A 16,020-nucleotide genomic window follows, 5' to 3' on the forward strand; every position below is an offset into this window, starting at 1 on the left:
GAACCGAAAGATCGCTCATGGAACCCATACTCGCCGCCAATGCCGACCTGGCATGGATGCTGGCGGCCTTCGTCTTCGTCCTGCTGATGTTCCCGGGCCTGGCCTTCTTCTACGGAGGCATGGTCGGATCGAAGAACGTCCTCAACATCATGACGATGGTCATGTCCACCCTGGCGATCACGGCGGTCCTGTACGTCGTGATCGGGCACGGCCTGGTGTCCGGTCCGTCGGTGGGCGGGTGGGGCCTCATCGGCAACCCGACCGACTACATCGGCCTGACCAACTGGCTCACCGACGACGCTTCCGGCGCCACCCAGACGCTCTACTTCGCAGCCTGGTTCATCCTGTTCGCGGCCATCACGATCGCGATCGTCGCCAGCGGCGCGGCGGGCCGGATGAAGTTCTCGGCGTGGCTGGTCTTCGCGCCGATCTGGCTCATCGTGGTGTACTTCCCGGTCGCCCACTGGGTCTTCGCGGCCGACGTCGACGACAACTACAGCGGCGGGTTCCTGCTGAACGACCTCGAGATCGTCGACTACGCAGGCGGCACCGCCGTCCACATGAATGCCGGTGTCGCGGCCCTTGCCCTCGCGGTGGTGCTCGGTGCGCGCAAGCGGCGGATGGAGCGCCCGCACAACGTGCCGATGACGATCATGGGCGGCGGCATCCTGTTCTTCGGCTGGTTCGGGTTCAACGGCAGTTGCGCGCTCGGCGCCAACTTCCTCGCGCAGGCCGTCATCCTGAACACCCTGCTGGCCGGTTCGGCGGGCATGATCGGGTTCGCGATCATCGAGAAGTGGCGCGAGGGGCACGTCACCTCGCTCGGCATGATCACCGGCACCGTCGCGGGCCTCGTCGGGATCACCCCGGCGGCCAGCAGCATGGCACCGCTCGGTGCGCTGCTCGTGGGCATCTTCGCCGCGGCGGTCGTGGCGTTCCTGCTGAGCTTCAAGAGCAAGCTCAAGATCGACGAGACGCTGGATGCCTTCGCCGTGCACGGCATCGGCGGGATCGTCGGAACCATCTGCATCGTGCTCTTCGCCACCGAGGCCGCGCCGGCCGGTGTCCAGGGGATCTTGTTCGGCGGTCCGGTGGACATCGTCTGGCGTGAGCTCGCCGGCATCGTCATCACCTGCACGTACTCGTTCGTGATGACCTGGCTGATCGCCAAGGGACTCGACAAGCTCATCGGCATGCGCGTCGACGAGGAGACCGAGATGGTCGGCCTCGACACCGCGGTCCACGCGGAGACGGCGTACGAGATCCCCGCCGCCTCGGTCGGTCACGCCGGCGGACTCGCGACCATGTCGCCGGCCCGTGCCGCGGACAAGGTGGAGGAGGCGATGCCGCCGTCGACTCCGGCCTCGGCGCCACCGGCCGGGGTCTGATCCATACCGGTCATCGGTTGGCAACTGCTCGGGGGTTCACCGTTCGACGGTGGGCCCCCGAGCGCTGTGCGTCCGAGGACGTGGAAAACGTTGCCGGACAGATTGACACCCACCGCTCACGGAGTCGAAACAGGGACGAAACATCCACCGGGTCTACTAATAGTAGACAATGGTTCACGCTAGTAGACATGCGGAACGAAAGCCCATAGAGTCGACCCCGGAGCACATGATGACAACCACCGAGACAACGACCGGCGAACTCGCCGATCTCTGCGCGACGCACGGCACCAAGTTCATCCTCGCGATGTTCGTCGACCTCCGCGGCAAGCCCTGCGCCAAACTGGTGCCGGTGGAAGCGGTGGACGAATTGGCCACCGAGGGCGTAGGTTTCGCCGGATATGCGGTCGGCGCGATCGGCCAGGAGCCGAAGGATCCCGATCTCATCGCGATCCCCGATGTCCGGTCCTTCCTGCCCATCCCGTTCATCAAGGAGGGCCTCGCGGTCGTTCAGTGCGATCCCCATGTCGAGGGCAAGCCGTGGCCGTTCGCGCCCCGGAACATCCTCAAGGCGCTCATCGCGCAGACCGCGGACGCGGGTTTCGAGCCGTGGGTCGGGGCCGAGGTCGAGTACTTCCTCCTGAAACGGGCCGCCGACGGCTCGCTGGTGACCGCCGACGCCGCCGATGATTCCGACCAGCCGTGCTACGACGTCCGCGGTCTCACCCGGATGTACGACCACCTCACCACCGTGTCCACCGCGATGAACCAACTCGGCTGGAGCAACTACGCCAACGACCACGAGGACGGGAACGGCCAGTTCGAGCAGAACTTCGCCTACTCCGACGCGCTCACGACCGCCGACCGCGTCGTCACGCTCCGGTACCTGCTCTCCGCCCTGGCTGCGGAGAAGGGCATGATCGCGACCTTCATGCCGAAACCCTTCGCAGAGCGCACCGGGTCGGGTCTGCACTTCCACCTGTCCCTCACGCAGGCGGGCGACCCGGTGTTCCCGCAGGTCACCGACGACGAGCGAGGACTGGGGTTGTCGGAGACGGCGTACGGGTTCATCGGCGGGATTCTGGAACACGCACCCGCGCTCCAAGCCGTGATCGCACCGACGGTCAACTCCTACAAGCGAACCGGTGCGACGGCGACGCGCTCGGGTGCGTCCTGGGCCCCGCGGCGGGCCACCTATGGCGGCAACGACCGCACCCACTACATCCGGGTGCCCGACGAGCAGCGCGTGGAGCTCCGTGGCGGTGACGGGTCGGCGAATCCGTACCTGGCCGTCGCCGCGCTGCTCGGTGCGGGACTCGACGGCATCAAGCGGAGTCTGGACCCGGGCGCCGTCGGCAACTGCCCCGGCCACATCGCCGAACTCCCGCTCACCCTCCTGCACGCGGTGGAGGCGCTGGAGGCCGACGGGGTCGTCGCCGGCACGCTCGACGCCGCGCTTCCCGAGGACTGGCCCGAGGACGAGCAGCGGGTCTCGGCATACTTCGCCGGACTCAAACGCGACGAGTTCTTCGACTGGCACGCGGCGGTCACGCCGTGGGAGGTCGACAAGTACCTGACGGCGTTCTGACCGTCCTTCCCCCAGAACACAAGACCTCTCAACGAGATTCATCGATCGACGTAAGGAACTGATCATGTGCGGAATCGTCGGGCTGCACCTGCGCAACCCTGACCTTCACCCCCGGTTGGGCGAGATGCTCGCCGGGATGCTCGGCGAGATGCAAGACCGTGGCGCGGATTCGGCGGGTATCGCCGTCTACGGCAACCCCACGTGGGCACCGTCCGGACACGGCTGCATCTCCCTCCTCGAACTCGACGTTCTTCCCGACGAGGTGTCCACGACGCTGAGCGCGGCCCTCGGGGTGCCGGTCGCGGCACAGACGATCGACGTGACGCTGGTGGCCTCCGCCCCGGCGCCGGCCGACGAGCTGCTGGCCGCCGCCCGGGCCGCATACCCGCAGGCCCTGGTGGCCGGTTTCGGGTCGGACCTGACCGTCCTCAAGGGCGTCGGCGCACCCCGTGACCTGACCGAATCCTGGGGCCTGGCCGCGGCGTCGGGATGGCAGGGCGTCGGGCACACCCGGATGGCGACCGAATCGGCGGTCACCTCCTCGGGCGCACATCCGTTTGCGGTCGGCCCCGAACAGTGCCTGGTCCACAACGGTTCGTTTGCGAATCACGCGACCATCCGGCGTGAACTGCGCGCTGCCGGAGTGGAATTCGACAGTGAGAACGACACGGAGGTCGGGGCGCGCTTCGTCGCACACCAGCTTGCGGCGGGCAAGGACGTGGAAACAGCACTGAAAGAGGTCTGCGCGAACTTCGACGGTTTCTACACGTTGCTGGTGTCGAATCGCGATTCGTTCGCGGTGGTGCGCGACGCCATCGCATGCAAACCGGCCGTGATCGCCGAGACCGACGACTGGGTGGCCATGGCGAGTGAGTACCGCGCACTGGCCAAACTGCCCGGCGTGGAGAACGCCCGCATCTGGGAGCCCGAGCCGGAGGTCGTCTACGCATGGACTCGATGACCGCCGAGTTTCCCTCCACCCCTACCGTTCCCGCCTCGAACGACACGGCGAAAGCTGAGACGATGAACCCCAATCACACCTTCGACCTCGCCGAAACCCCGTTGCGCGAGATCAACTCGATGCTGCACGGGGACATCTCCGGCGAGATCGTCATCGACAACCCGGCCGGAGCCCACAGCGTCGCCGCGGGAGTCAACCTGCCGGTGAAGATCACGATCAACGGCCACGTCGGCTACTACGCCGCGGGCATGAACCAGCAGGCCGAGGTCACGATCAACGGCAACGCCGGCACCGGCGTCGCCGAGAACATGATGAGCGGCAGTGTGATCGTGAAGGGCAACGCCTCGCAGTCGGCCGGCGCCACCGCGCACGGTGGACTCCTCGTCGTCGAGGGCGATGCCGCGGCACGCTGCGGCATCTCGATGAAGGGCGTCGACATCGTCGTCGGCGGAAACGTCGGGCACAACAGCGCTTTCATGGCTCAGGCGGGCCGCTTGGTCGTCCGCGGCGACGCCGGCGACGGTCTCGGCGACTCGATCTACGAGACCCGCATCTACGTGCGCGGCGAGGTCGCCTCGCTGGGTGCCGATTGCATCGCCAAACCGATGCGCGCCGAGCACCTCGAGGAACTGGCCGGGTTGCTCAAGGCCGCCGGTTTCGGCGACGACGACCCCCGCGACTACACCCGCTACGGCTCCGCCCGCGAGCTCTACCACTTCAAGGTCGACAACACCTCCGCGTACTGACCCTCCTCCGCTCCCTGAGGAGCGCCCGGAGCTTGCGGAGGCGCAACCCCTGCTCCCTGAGGTGCGAGGAGCGATAGCGCGGCCGACCACCTGCTCCCTGAGGTGCGAGGAGCGTTAGCGACGAGCCACGAAGGGCCGCAACGCCGCACGACCACACGACGAAAGAGAACTACCGATGACCAACAACCTGAGCATCGAACAGCGCGGCCTGCGTGAGTCGGCCACGTTCGACCGCACCACCATCGCCGCGATCCAGCGCGCGGCCGAGACCGGCATCTACGACATCCGTGGCTGGGGCGCCAAGCGCAAGCTGCCGCACTTCGACGATCTGCTGTTCCTCGGCGCATCGATGTCCCGGTACCCCCTCGAGGGTTATCGCGAGCGCTGCGACACCGACGTCGTCCTCGGCTCGCGAAATGCGAAGTACCCGTTGCATCTCTCCACCCCGGTGACGATCGCCGGGATGAGCTTCGGCGCGCTGTCGGCCGGGGCGAAGGAAGCGCTGGGGCGCGGCGCCTCGGAGGTCGGTACCTCCACCACCACCGGTGACGGCGGGATGACGCCCGAAGAGCGGGGTCAGTCCAAACACCTCGTCTACCAATATCTCCCGTCGCGATACGGGATGAACCCCGACGACCTGCGCAAGGCCGACGCGATCGAGATCGTGCTCGGCCAGGGTGCCAAACCGGGCGGCGGGGGAATGCTGCTGGGACAGAAGATCTCCGAGCGTGTGGCGGGCATGCGTACCCTGCCGCAGGGAATCGACCAGCGCAGCGCGTGCCGTCACCCCGACTGGACCGGACCGGACGACCTGGCGATCAAGATCAACGAGTTGCGCGAGATCACCGACTGGGAGAAGCCGATCTATGTGAAGGTCGGCGCCACCCGCACGTATTACGACGTGAAACTCGCGGTGCATTCCGGCGCCGACGTCGTCGTGGTCGACGGGATGCAGGGCGGAACTGCGGCGACCCAGGACGTCTTCATCGAGCACGTCGGCATCCCGACCCTCGCCGCCATCCCGCAGGCGGTGCAGGCCCTGCAGGAGTTGGGTGTTCACCGAGAGGTCCAACTCATCGTGTCGGGCGGAATCCGCAACGGCGCCGATGTCGCCAAGGCGATGGCCCTCGGTGCCGACGCCGTCGCCATCGGCACCGCAGCGCTGATCGCGTTGGGCGACAACGATCCCCGATACGCCGCGGAGTACGAGGCGCTGGGATCGGCCGCCGGTTTCTACGACGACTTCCAGGACGGGCGCGATCCCGCGGGCATCAGCACGCAGGACCCGGAACTCTCGGCGCGTTTCGACCCAGTCCTCGGCGGAAAGCGCCTGGCGAACTTCTTGCGCGTGATGACGATGGAGGCCCAGACGATCGCCCGTGCGTGCGGCAAAGCGCACCTGCAGCATCTGGAGCCCGAAGATCTCGTCGCCATCTCGATCGAGGCGTCGGCGATGGCCCGCGTTCCGCTCGCCGGGACGAGTTGGATTCCGGGGGCGGGCCTGTGAGCACCGAGACCGCCTCGGTCGTCATCGTCGGTGGCGGCCTCGAGGGCGTGGCGGCCGCCTGGGCCTTGGGACAACGCGGCATCACCGATGTGATCGTCTGCGAGCGGGACACCGTCGGCGGCGGGATGACGGGCAAGTCTTCGGGAATCGTGCGGTGCCACTACGGCGTCGGTTCGCTGGCGGCGATGGCCGCGGTCGGACTCGAGGTCTTCGAGAAGGCGGAGGAGATCTTCGGCTCCGACATCGGATTCCGTCAGACCGGATATGTCGTCGGCGTCGGCGAGCCGAATGTCGAGAACATGCGCAAGAGCCTCGCGGCGCAACGTGCGGTCGGCGTGCAGACCGAGGAGATCGACGCCGCCGATGTCGCCGCGATGTGGCCCACCGCCGACCTCGAACCCTTCGCGGCCTTCGGTTGGGAAGAGCGCGGCGGCTACGGGGACGCGTATCAGACCGCGCAGGCCTTCGCGGCCTCGGCGCGGGCAACAGGAATCCGAATTCGTCAGGGCACCAACGTCACCGGCCTAATCGTCGACGCCGACCGGGTGACGGGAGTCCGACTCGCGGACGGTTCGACGATCTCCGCGGACACCGTGGTCGTCGCCACCGGTGTCTGGTCCAAACCGTTCCTCGCGCCCTACGGGGTCGACATCCCGATCGAGGTGCACCGCGAACAGATCGTGATGATTCACCCCGGTGAGGACCTCGGCGAGGTGCCGGTCTTCTCCGACCTGGTGTCGCTGCAGTACGTCCGACCGGACGTCCGCGGCGAGATTCTGTTCGGCAACAGCGATCTCGCGGCGCTCGACATAGCGAATCCCGACGACTACCGGAACCGCGCGGACTCGGACTTCATCGACCTCACCGTCGACAAGGTCGGCACCCGGTTCCCCGGGTTCACCGATCCGGCGATCACCACGAGCTACGCCGGGTGTTACGACGTCACACCCGACTGGAATCCGATCATCTCCAGCGGACCACTGGACGGGCTCGTCCTGGCGGCCGGGTTCAGCGGCCATGGGTTCAAGATCTCGCCGGCGGTCGGCCGGTTGATCGCCGACCTCGTCGTCGACGGACGCAGCGCGGACCCGCGTATTCCGGAGTCGGACTTCCGGTTCACGCGGTTCGCCGAAGGCGACCTGCTGACGACGCGCTTCCCGTATGTGGGAGCCGGCGAGATGCGCTGACCGGGACGCCGGATGATCCGAGGCCGTGGCCGTCGACAGGGGTGGAATCGTGTGTCAACTGTCAGGAAACGTTGTTTCTCACTATGCTGGCGGCGTGACGGACGACCCATTGATCCGGAATCAGTCCGGCACCGCGCGAGAGAGACCTGTCGACCAGTCGGTCGAGGAGCTGGAGCTCGAGACGGCGATCGCGCACAACGTGCGTCGCCTGCGACGTCAGCAGGGACTGTCGGTGGGAGACATGGCCACTCGCGTCGGCATCTCCAAGGCGATGCTGTCGAAGATCGAGAACGCCCAGACCTCGTGCAGTCTCAGCACGCTCGCCCGCCTGGCCAACGGCTTCGACGTGTCGGTCACCTCGCTGTTCCGCGGCGCCGAGATGGAGCGGTCGGCGGTGTTCGTCAAGGCGGGCGAGGGCTCGGAGATCGTGCGCGAGGGGTCCCGGGAGGGTCACGAGTACGAGCTGCTCGGGTCGCTGCGCGGTGAGCACAAACGCCTGGAATGTCTCCTCGTCACCTTGACGGAGAAGTCGGTGACCCAGCCGTTGTTCCAGCATGCGGGAACCGAGTTCCTGTACGTCCTCGAGGGCGTGATGGACTACGCCCACAGTCGCTCGGTGTACCGGATGCATCCAGGCGACTCGCTACAGATCGACGGCGAGGGCGCGCATGGACCCGTCGAACTCGTCGAGCTGCCGGTGCGCTTCCTGTCGGTGATCGCGTTCCCGGATTCGGCCGTGTGACAGCCCCATTCAGGTTCGCGACCGGCTGAGGTCGAAGTCGTAGCGCGAGGTCGGCACCACGTCGAGGTGGCGGTCCGCGCCGAAGCGGGACACGCTCTCGAGCATCAGGGTCATCCGGCGCTCGAGTTCCAGCTGATCACCGCCGCTTCCGTAGAACGCGTGGATGTCGCTGACCGCCGCCATCGGGAACAGTTCCTCGACGATGGCCGCGACCGGCGGGATGTCCTCGGTCAACGGTCGTTCGACGATGTTCTGGACGTAACCGAACGTGGCCTGGGTGTCGATGGCGACCTGGGTGTGATCGTCCAACCAGCGGCGCAACCACTCGGCGTGGTCGAGTTCGTCGGGGCGACGGAGGAAAGCGATATTGGACAGCGCGTCGATCCGCGTCCCGTCGGCGGGCAGGTTCGGATTGAGCGGTGCCCGCGCGGTGACCTCCCAGACGGCGATCGGACCGTCGAGTTCGTCATCGACGACGGCGAGGACCGGGTCGGGGTCGGGCGCCCAGAAGGACAGCACCGCGACGATGGGCGGGTCGAGTTCGTCGATGCGCATGGCCCCGGAGACCGCGTCGTCGCTGAGGTTGACCTGCATGCGCGTTGCCCCCGCTGCCATACAGCGCTCGACGAGATCGTCGGCGTCGGCACGGGTCGGCCCGCCGCCCCGGATGGCGACGATCACCTTCGAATCCGTCATCCCGCGGACGGTACCGGGCGTTCCGCGCGCCGGTCGCCGATTCGCAGATCCACCGCCGTCTCACCAAGACCCTTCGTGACGCGGCCTCCGCAAGCTCCGGCCGCTCCTCAGGGAGCGAGGGGTCGCTCCTCGGTATCCGCGGCCTGTCGGCCGTCGTGGACTACGAAGAACCCGTTGTGCATGGGGCGAGCCCTATTACTGCTCCCTGAGGTGCGAGGAGCGATAGCGACGAGCCACGAAGGGCCTGGTGAGACACGTTGCGGAGCCCTTCGTGGCAGTGAGAATGGGTGTGGGTGGTTGACCGGGTTTGGGTCTGACTTACTTCGTGGCTGACGGTGCTGTCATGGGCGAGATGTGTCGGCCCGGAACTCCGGTCGATCACCTGCACCAAGTGACCTGTGAGGACCGGGGCGGGTGTGACCTGATTAGGACCCTGTCTGGCTGGTAGGCCGTGACTCTTCACTGTCCTGTCCACCCGCCCCGGTGAGGTCATCCCACACCGCAGTGAAGGGAGACACCGCCAGAATGGCTGAGACAGCAGTGACCACGCAAGTGGTCGTACTCGGAGTCGACACCCATCAACAGACCCACCACGCCGCGATCGTCGCCACCGACGGCCGCCCGCTGGCCGATCGCGAGTTCCCGACCACCACCGCCGGCTACACCCAGTTGTGGCAGTGGGCGTGTGGCTTCGGCCGCGTCGAGGATGCCGCAGTGGAATCGAGCGCCTCCTACGGGGCCGGGTTGACCCGGATGCTCACCGCCGAAGGGGTGCGAGTGATCGAGGTCAACACCCCCGATCTGCCGCGCCGCTACGCCCACGGTAAGACCGATCAACTCGATGCCTACGCCGCAGCGATGGCCGTCATCACCGGCCGCGCGACCGCGGTGGCCAAAGACACCCGCGGCGCGGTCGAATCTATTCGGATGCTCACCGTGGCAAGGGCTTCGGCCGTCGAGGAAGCCACCCGCATCGGTAACCAGATCCGTGACCTGTGTACCACCGCACCAGCCGAGTACGCCGATCAAGCGCGCCAGGCCCGCACCATCGCCAAGCGGGCAGCATTCATCAAAGACTTGCCGGTACCAGCCGAGAAAGCTGATCTGTCCGGGCCGGCCGCGGCGTTCGTGCGCGCTGCGCGGTCGCTGCTCGACCGACACCGACTCGCCCAACAACAAGCCCGGTCTTTGGCCCGCGAACTCACACGACTGCTGAGCAAGCTGGTACCCACCCTGCTCTCGCGCCCGCAGATCGGGCCGATCACCGCCGCCCGCCTGGTGATCACCGCCGGTGACAACGTCGAGCGGATGGGCACCGAGGCACGGTTCGCCAAACTCGTCGGCGCCGCCCCGTTACCGGCATCCTCAGGCAAAACCAGCCGTCACCGACTCAACCGGGGCGGGGACCGGCAAGCCAACAGTGCTCTGCACATGATCGCGGTCGGACGCATGAAATCCCACGCCCCCACCCGCGCCTACGTCGAGCGACGTTCCGCCGAACACAAAACGAAGAAAGACATCCTCCGCTGCCTCAAGCGCTACATCGCCCGCGAAGTGTTCCGCGACCTCACCACTGACCTCGGAGCACTTGACAAGCTATAGGACCCTCTCGCTTCGCTCGCACCTCAGGGAGCATAGAATTCGGGCGCCCAGGAGGGTTCGCTCGGTGGTCCACGACGGCCGTCCGGCCGCTCCTCAGGGAGCGGAGGCGTCGCGCTCGTCGCACCTCGGGGAGCGGGAGGGGGCCGTGCTCCTTGCGCCTGTGCTCAGGGAGCAGGAAGCTGCGTGCGCGGGAGGCTCAGAACTCCTCGGCGCCGATGAGAGCGGCGTCGTCGGCGACCTTGTGGTCGTGAGCGACCTTGGCCAACGACACCGCGCCGAGGGCGACGACGCAGTATCCGGTGGCGAACCACCACGGTGTCGCCTCCGAACCGGTCCACTTCGCGAGGTAGGCGACGAGCACGGCCGCGATCGCGGCGCCCATCCAGCGGAGGAAGCTGAACCCGGCACTCGAGACCGACCGGGGGGTGTCGCCGCCGACGGCCGACATCGCGACGTCGGTGAAGAGGGTGTTGAGCACGCCCGAGGGGAAGCCGGAGAGGATGACGGCCAGGCCGATCAGCCAGATCTGTCCGGTGAACGTGCCGATCCCGGCCAGCACCATGACAAGTCCGTATGTCGAGATGGCAACCATGACACCGGCCTTCTCACCGACGACCCGAGCGAGCAGCGGGGCGACGAAGACTCCGGCGACCGCCGTGAGCAGGCCCCAGCCGAAGAAGACGAGTCCGGCGTAGATGGGTCGCAGGCCCATCGCGATCGGCGCCCAGGCGATCACGGTGAACAGCGCGCCCGTGTAGAAGGCGGAACCGACGGACGTGACGAACAGGGTGCGGTTGCGCAGGACCTTGATCGGGTCGACGATCCGGACCCGTACTCGTTCGGACCGCGGTCCGTCGGCGGGAAGCATGAACGCGCACAGGATGGCTCCGGCCAGCATCAGCAGGGCGGTACCGGCAAACGGTGCGCGCCAGGTCCATTCACCGAGCGTCGCGCCCAGGAGCGGTCCGACGGCCAGTCCGATGCCCAGGGCGGCCTCGTACATCATGATGGCGCTGTTGCGGTTGCCGACCGCCGATTGGACGATGAAAGCCAGTGCGGTGGCGAGGAACAGTGCGTTGCCGAGACCCCAGATCACCCGGTAGGCGATGAGCTGGTCGATGTTGTCGGCGAAGGCCGAGACGCCGGCGGCGACGACGATGAGTCCAAGCCCGACGGTGAGTGTGCGCCGCGGCCCGAAACGGTATGCGGCCCAACCGGTCAGCAGCATCGCGACGCACTGGACGCCGACGTAGACACCGAACAGGAGCGTGAGCTTCTCCGGTGGGGCGTTCAGCGCTTCGGCGATGCTGTGCAGGATCGGATCGACGAGGCCGATGCCCATGAAGGCGATGACGGCGGCGAAAGCGGTGATCCACACCGCGCGCGGTTGTGCACGCAGAGAGGCGAGCATCGACGGTTCGGCTGCGGTGGTGTCGCGCGCAACCGCGGCGGTGTCGCCCGGGGTGTGTTCGGTGACGGTCATTGATTCCTCTGCCAGATCAGGCGGACGGCCGGCGGTGTCGAACCGCGACCGGGCCGCTCACGCACTCGCCGGGCGGGCGGGGTGCGATACCGGGTGATTGTCGAGCTGGTCGCGCAGGGCCTGCAGGGCCGGTCCGGCCGCGGCGATGGCTTCGCGCTGCTGATCGTCGAGCGCGGCGAGCGCACCGGTCAGGATGACGTCCCGCTCCTCGCGGATCTGCCGCACGAGGGTGCGCCCGTGGTCGGTGAGGCCGACGAGCACGGCTCGGCGGTCGTCTGGATCAGGTCTGCGTTCGACCAGGTCGTGCTTGGTGAGTCCGTCGATCACCGACGTCGCTGTCGGCATGCGGATGGATTCGCGGGTGGCGAATTCACCCATCCGCATCGGCCCGTGATCGGCGAGGACGCTCAGGGCGGACGTCTGCGCCGCGGTCAGCTCGACCGAGGGTGCGCGACGACGAAGGGCCAGGTACAGCCTGGTGATCGTCGGCCGCAGGGTCTGGGCGAGCTGGGCGGGGTCGGAAGCGGACACGTTTAGAGAGTCTAATACTTAGGGGTTCGAAGTATTAGGGCAGGGGCCTGTGACGCTGCGCACGAATGTGCGGCTCGATTCGTCAGACGGTCAGTGGTGCCCCACGACTCCGAAGAAGGCGATCAGGTCCTCGCGGGCGGTCGCGACGCCGTCGGGCCGGCCGTCGATCTCGCTGAGCAGTCCGCGCTGGAAGATGCCGTCGAGCGCGATGTAGGCGACCGCCGGTGTCACCGCGGGCTGCGTCCCCGACAACTCGCAGAATCTCTCCACCACGCGCCAGATCATCTCTTCGCGCCGGCGCTCGATCTCGATCACGTCCGCGCGGAAGGAGTCGTCGAACATGCTCTGATTTCGCAGGTCGTACCAGAGCCGATGAATGGCTGCCTCGGAACGCATGCCTGCGAAGAAGGTGTCGGCGAACTCGTCGCGCAACTGATCCGCGGTCACCGCGTGGGCCACGACCTCGTCGTAGCGGGTGACGCAGACGGCCTCGTACTGCCGGACCGCGTGGGCGATGAGGTCGAGCTTGTCGGTGAAGTAGTAGTGCAACACCCCGTGCGAGTACTCGGAGTTCTGCGCGATCTCGCGCAGGCTCGTCCGCGCGTACCCCAGTTCGGCCAGCGTCGTCAGAGTCGCCATGGCCAGCTCGTCGCGCTTGGCCTGGAACTTGTCTCGTGCGCGGGCCTCGATGCGGGCCTGTCGGTCGACGACCTGTGTCATCTCGCGGTCCTTGCCGGGGGATTCCCTTGCTCGGGGAGTGATGGAGTTCGAGACCCGAGTGTACCCACCCGGCCGAGTTCGACGCTTGTCGGCGCCGGCCGGGCGGGCACCGGTGAGGCCTCGATGCGGTCAGCTGAATGCGCCCCGGACCTCGGTCTTCAGGATCTTGCCGACCTTGGACCGCGGCAGTTCGGTCCAGATCTCGATCTCTTTCGGCGCCTTGACGCTGCCGATCCGTTCCTTGACGAAGGCGATGAGCTCCTCGGTGTCGGCGTCGTGCCCCGCACGCAGTTCGACGGCGGCCGTCACTCGTTCGCCCCATTTGGGATCGGGCAGCCCGATGACGGCCGAGTCCTTCACCGCCGGATGGGCCAGCAATGCCTGTTCCACCTCGGCCGAATACACGTTGAACCCGCCGGTGATGATCATGTCCTTGGCGCGGTCGACGACGAAGAGGTAGCCGTCGTCGTCGAGGTAGCCGATGTCGCCGGTGTGATGCCAGCGGTGCGCGCTCACTTCGGCGGTGGCCGTTGGGTTCTCGTGATATCCGTCCATCACGAGTGGTCCCCGGACGACGATCTCGCCGCGCTCGCCACGACTCAGCAGCGACCCGTCCTCGGCCATGATCGCGACCGTGGTCAGCGGTGTCGGCCGACCGGCCGATCCGAACCGCTCGGTGGCCATCGACCCGTCGTCGTGGAAGTGCTCGGCGGGCGCGAGGGTGGCGATCATGTTCGGTGCCTCCGTCTGCCCGAACAACTGGCCGAGCACCGGGCCGATACGCGGCAGTGCTTCTTCCAGCCGCGTGGGCGACATCGGCGCCGCGCCGTACCACAGACATCGCAGCGAGCTCAGATCCCGACTGTCGAGGTCGGGATGGTCGAGCACCCCGTAGATCACCGTCGGCGGCAGGAAGGCGTGGGTGATGCGATGCCGCTCGATCAGCGCCAGGAACTCCCCGATGTCAGGTGCCGGCATGATCACGACCTCACCGCCGAGGCTGAGGATGGGGAACGTCAGCACCCCCGCCGAATGGGTCAGCGGGGCGAGCGCCAGATACCGGGGGCGCTCACCGAACGGGTAGCTCATCAACGCCAGTGCCGTCGAGGTCATCATGTTGTCCTCGGTGAGCCGCACCCCCTTCGGTCGGCCGGTCGTCCCGCCGGTACCGGCGAGCATGCACAGACCGCCATCTGGTCGTCGGCGTTCGTCCGGCTCGGCTCGATGTTCGTCGAGCCAGGCGTCGAATGGAGTCGCCCAGTCGACGTCGCCGTCCAGACAGACCAACCGGTCCAATTGCGGGAGCTGATCTTTGATCTTCTCGACCAGGCCGGCGAACTTCGCCTGGAAGAACAGCAGCCGACACCCGAAGAGATCGAACAGCTGTCGGTTCTCCTCGGCCTCGTTGCGCGGATTGACCGGGCACCACACGGCACCCGCACGCGAGATGCCGAAGACGCACGTCAGGGCCAGCGAATCGTTGGCCGAGAGGACGGCGACCCGGTCGCCGGCCTCGATCCCGTTGTGCTGCAACGCACCTGCGATGGCAGTGGACCGATCCTGGACCTCGCCGTAGGTCGAGGTGACCCCGCCGGCGGTGAGGCACGGCGCGTCGCGCCCCAGCGAGGCGCCCTTGTCGAGGTACTCCGAGAGTCGCATGTCGTCCTCAGCGGTGCACGGTGACGATCGGGTCCAGGACCAGACCGAAAGCGCGAAGGGTGCCGAGCAATTCGCGATGGCCGAACGCCTGGCAGCTCGAGACGAAGCCGACACGGCGGGGGCGGGCCTGGAGCAGTTCGTTCGCGGCGTGCGCGTTGAGCAGGGCGGTCTGCTTGTAGTTGGAGTTGCCGTGGATCACGCAGTGCGCGCGGCCGAGCGGACCGGAGGCGTAGACCGAGTCCAGCGAGGTGTTCAGGCGCGGGTTCTCACGCGGGGGCATCTCGCTGCGGATGGCGGCCGACTGCTCGTCGATGATCCGGTACTTCTCCTCCTCGGACTTGCCCTCCATCTGTTCGAGCGCGGCGGCCACCAGAACCGGAACGCCCTGCATCAGTGGCCGGTTGAAGACGCCGCCGAGTGCCTTTGCGGTGGCCACGCGCGGGTCGTTCTTGAACCACACCGGGTGTGATGTACCGCCCCAGGGCAGAGCGAGACCGAGGTCGTGCTGACCGGGCACGCTGACCGTGTACAGACCCGCGTCCGCCGGCCATTCGACGTACTCGTTCTCCTCGAGGTAGTACGCCTTCGCGAATGCGGCATTGGTGAGGATCGTGTTGGTCGACGCGACGGTCGGGTGGCCCTTCCAGAACACCTGGATGTCGAGGGTGTCCAGTCCGGGGTTCTCCAGGCAGATGTTCGCGGCGATCTCGCCGATGGAGTACATCTGCGCCAGGCCCGGCGTCAAGACCAGTTCGCGAGAAGCGAATTCGGCTCCGTACTGCGCCTCGGCATCGATCATCCAGTTCTGTTCACCGTTGGTGTCGGTGTAGTGGGCCCCGATCTCCAGGCACGCCTGGACGACCTCGTGGCCGTAGCGGGCGAACGGCCCGACCGTGTTCAGTACGACGTCGGCGCCGCGGAAGGCCTCGGTCAGCGCCTCGACCGTGTGCTCGACCTCGACGATGTCGTACGCGACCGTGTCGATGCCCGGCACCGCCTCGACGGCGCTCTTCAGCCGGGCGTGGTCGCGGCCCGCCGCCAGGAACGGGATGTTGTACTCGCGCAGGTACTCACAGATCAGTCGGCCCGTGTATCCGGACGCTCCGTAGACGACGACGCGTTTGTCAGTGGGCATGGTGGGACTCCTCGTGTCTGGTTCGGGTGTTCGATGCGGGTGTTCGGGAAAAGCGTTGCGGCAGTGAACGTCGGTGGG

Annotated in this window: 14 protein-coding genes; 8 read left to right on the top strand and 6 right to left on the bottom strand. The window is 67.1% G+C overall.

The genetic code is table 11. From position 1 onward, the window contains the following. Positions 1–17 precede the first annotated feature (17 nt). The 7 genes from Q9R39_RS12865 (at position 18) to Q9R39_RS12895 (ending at position 8,116) form a co-directional block, all read left to right on the top strand. A complete protein-coding gene (locus Q9R39_RS12865) occupies positions 18–1,388 on the top strand; it encodes an ammonium transporter (RefSeq protein ID WP_065631120.1) in 1,371 nt (456 codons plus the stop codon). Positions 1,389–1,614: 226 nt separating this feature from the next. Further along, positions 1,615–2,973 (top strand): type III glutamate--ammonia ligase, encoded by a 1,359-nt coding sequence (gene glnT / locus Q9R39_RS12870; RefSeq protein ID WP_374193966.1) that lies wholly within the window; start codon positions 1,615–1,617, stop codon positions 2,971–2,973. A gap of 64 nt (positions 2,974–3,037) precedes the next feature. Further along, positions 3,038–3,934: a glutamine amidotransferase gene (locus Q9R39_RS12875; protein ID WP_159371723.1), complete on the top strand. Its 897-nt coding sequence runs from the start codon at positions 3,038–3,040 to the stop codon at positions 3,932–3,934. Continuing rightward, positions 3,922–4,680: a protein glxC gene (locus Q9R39_RS12880; protein ID WP_159371722.1), complete on the top strand. Its 759-nt coding sequence runs from the start codon at positions 3,922–3,924 to the stop codon at positions 4,678–4,680. Before Q9R39_RS12875 ends, Q9R39_RS12880 begins: the two co-directional genes overlap by 13 nt. Before the next feature lie 175 nt (positions 4,681–4,855). Further along, entirely contained in the window at positions 4,856–6,187 is a 1,332-nt protein-coding gene (locus tag Q9R39_RS12885) for an FMN-binding glutamate synthase family protein (RefSeq protein ID WP_159371721.1), read from the top strand. Beyond that, a complete protein-coding gene (locus Q9R39_RS12890; RefSeq protein WP_159371720.1) occupies positions 6,184–7,374 on the top strand; it encodes an FAD-binding oxidoreductase in 1,191 nt (396 codons plus the stop codon). The genes Q9R39_RS12885 and Q9R39_RS12890 overlap by 4 nt, the downstream gene beginning before the upstream one ends. Before the next feature lie 94 nt (positions 7,375–7,468). Beyond that, positions 7,469–8,116: a helix-turn-helix domain-containing protein gene (locus tag Q9R39_RS12895; RefSeq protein WP_374193967.1), complete on the top strand. Its 648-nt coding sequence runs from the start codon at positions 7,469–7,471 to the stop codon at positions 8,114–8,116. A gap of 9 nt (positions 8,117–8,125) precedes the next feature. On the opposite strand, the gene Q9R39_RS12900 is transcribed toward Q9R39_RS12895, so the two are convergent. Next, positions 8,126–8,812, bottom strand: a complete 687-nt coding sequence (locus Q9R39_RS12900) for an EthD domain-containing protein (protein ID WP_311277593.1) — start codon at positions 8,810–8,812, stop codon at positions 8,126–8,128. A 525-nt stretch (positions 8,813–9,337) separates the two neighbouring features. Here Q9R39_RS12900 and Q9R39_RS12905 point away from each other — a divergent pair. Further along, on the top strand, positions 9,338–10,414 hold the full coding sequence (locus tag Q9R39_RS12905) for an IS110 family transposase (protein WP_137811085.1): 1,077 nt from the start codon (positions 9,338–9,340) through the stop codon (positions 10,412–10,414). Positions 10,415–10,610: 196 nt separating this feature from the next. Here Q9R39_RS12905 and Q9R39_RS12910 read toward each other — a convergent pair whose 3' ends face one another. From Q9R39_RS12910 to Q9R39_RS12930, 5 genes are all read right to left on the bottom strand, one after another. Beyond that, entirely contained in the window at positions 10,611–11,897 is a 1,287-nt protein-coding gene (locus Q9R39_RS12910) for an MFS transporter (protein ID WP_137810934.1), read from the bottom strand. A 57-nt stretch (positions 11,898–11,954) separates the two neighbouring features. Next, complete coding sequence (locus tag Q9R39_RS12915; RefSeq protein ID WP_058252932.1) at positions 11,955–12,428, bottom strand: MarR family winged helix-turn-helix transcriptional regulator; 474 nt, start codon at positions 12,426–12,428, stop codon at positions 11,955–11,957. 90 nt (positions 12,429–12,518) lie between these two features. Beyond that, on the bottom strand, positions 12,519–13,148 hold the full coding sequence (locus Q9R39_RS12920; RefSeq protein ID WP_137810935.1) for a TetR/AcrR family transcriptional regulator: 630 nt from the start codon (positions 13,146–13,148) through the stop codon (positions 12,519–12,521). Positions 13,149–13,277: 129 nt separating this feature from the next. Next, positions 13,278–14,807 carry a long-chain fatty acid--CoA ligase gene (locus Q9R39_RS12925; protein ID WP_311277594.1) on the bottom strand — a complete coding sequence of 510 codons (1,530 nt, stop codon included), beginning with the start codon at positions 14,805–14,807 and terminating at the stop codon, positions 13,278–13,280. Positions 14,808–14,814: 7 nt separating this feature from the next. Then, complete coding sequence (locus Q9R39_RS12930) at positions 14,815–15,942, bottom strand: DUF5938 domain-containing protein (RefSeq protein WP_065631111.1); 1,128 nt, start codon at positions 15,940–15,942, stop codon at positions 14,815–14,817. Between the last annotated feature and the right edge of the window lie 78 nt (positions 15,943–16,020).

The organism is Gordonia sp. AC31 (assembly GCF_031844505.1).
GTDB classification, from domain to species: Bacteria; Actinomycetota; Actinomycetes; order Mycobacteriales; family Mycobacteriaceae; genus Gordonia; species Gordonia hongkongensis.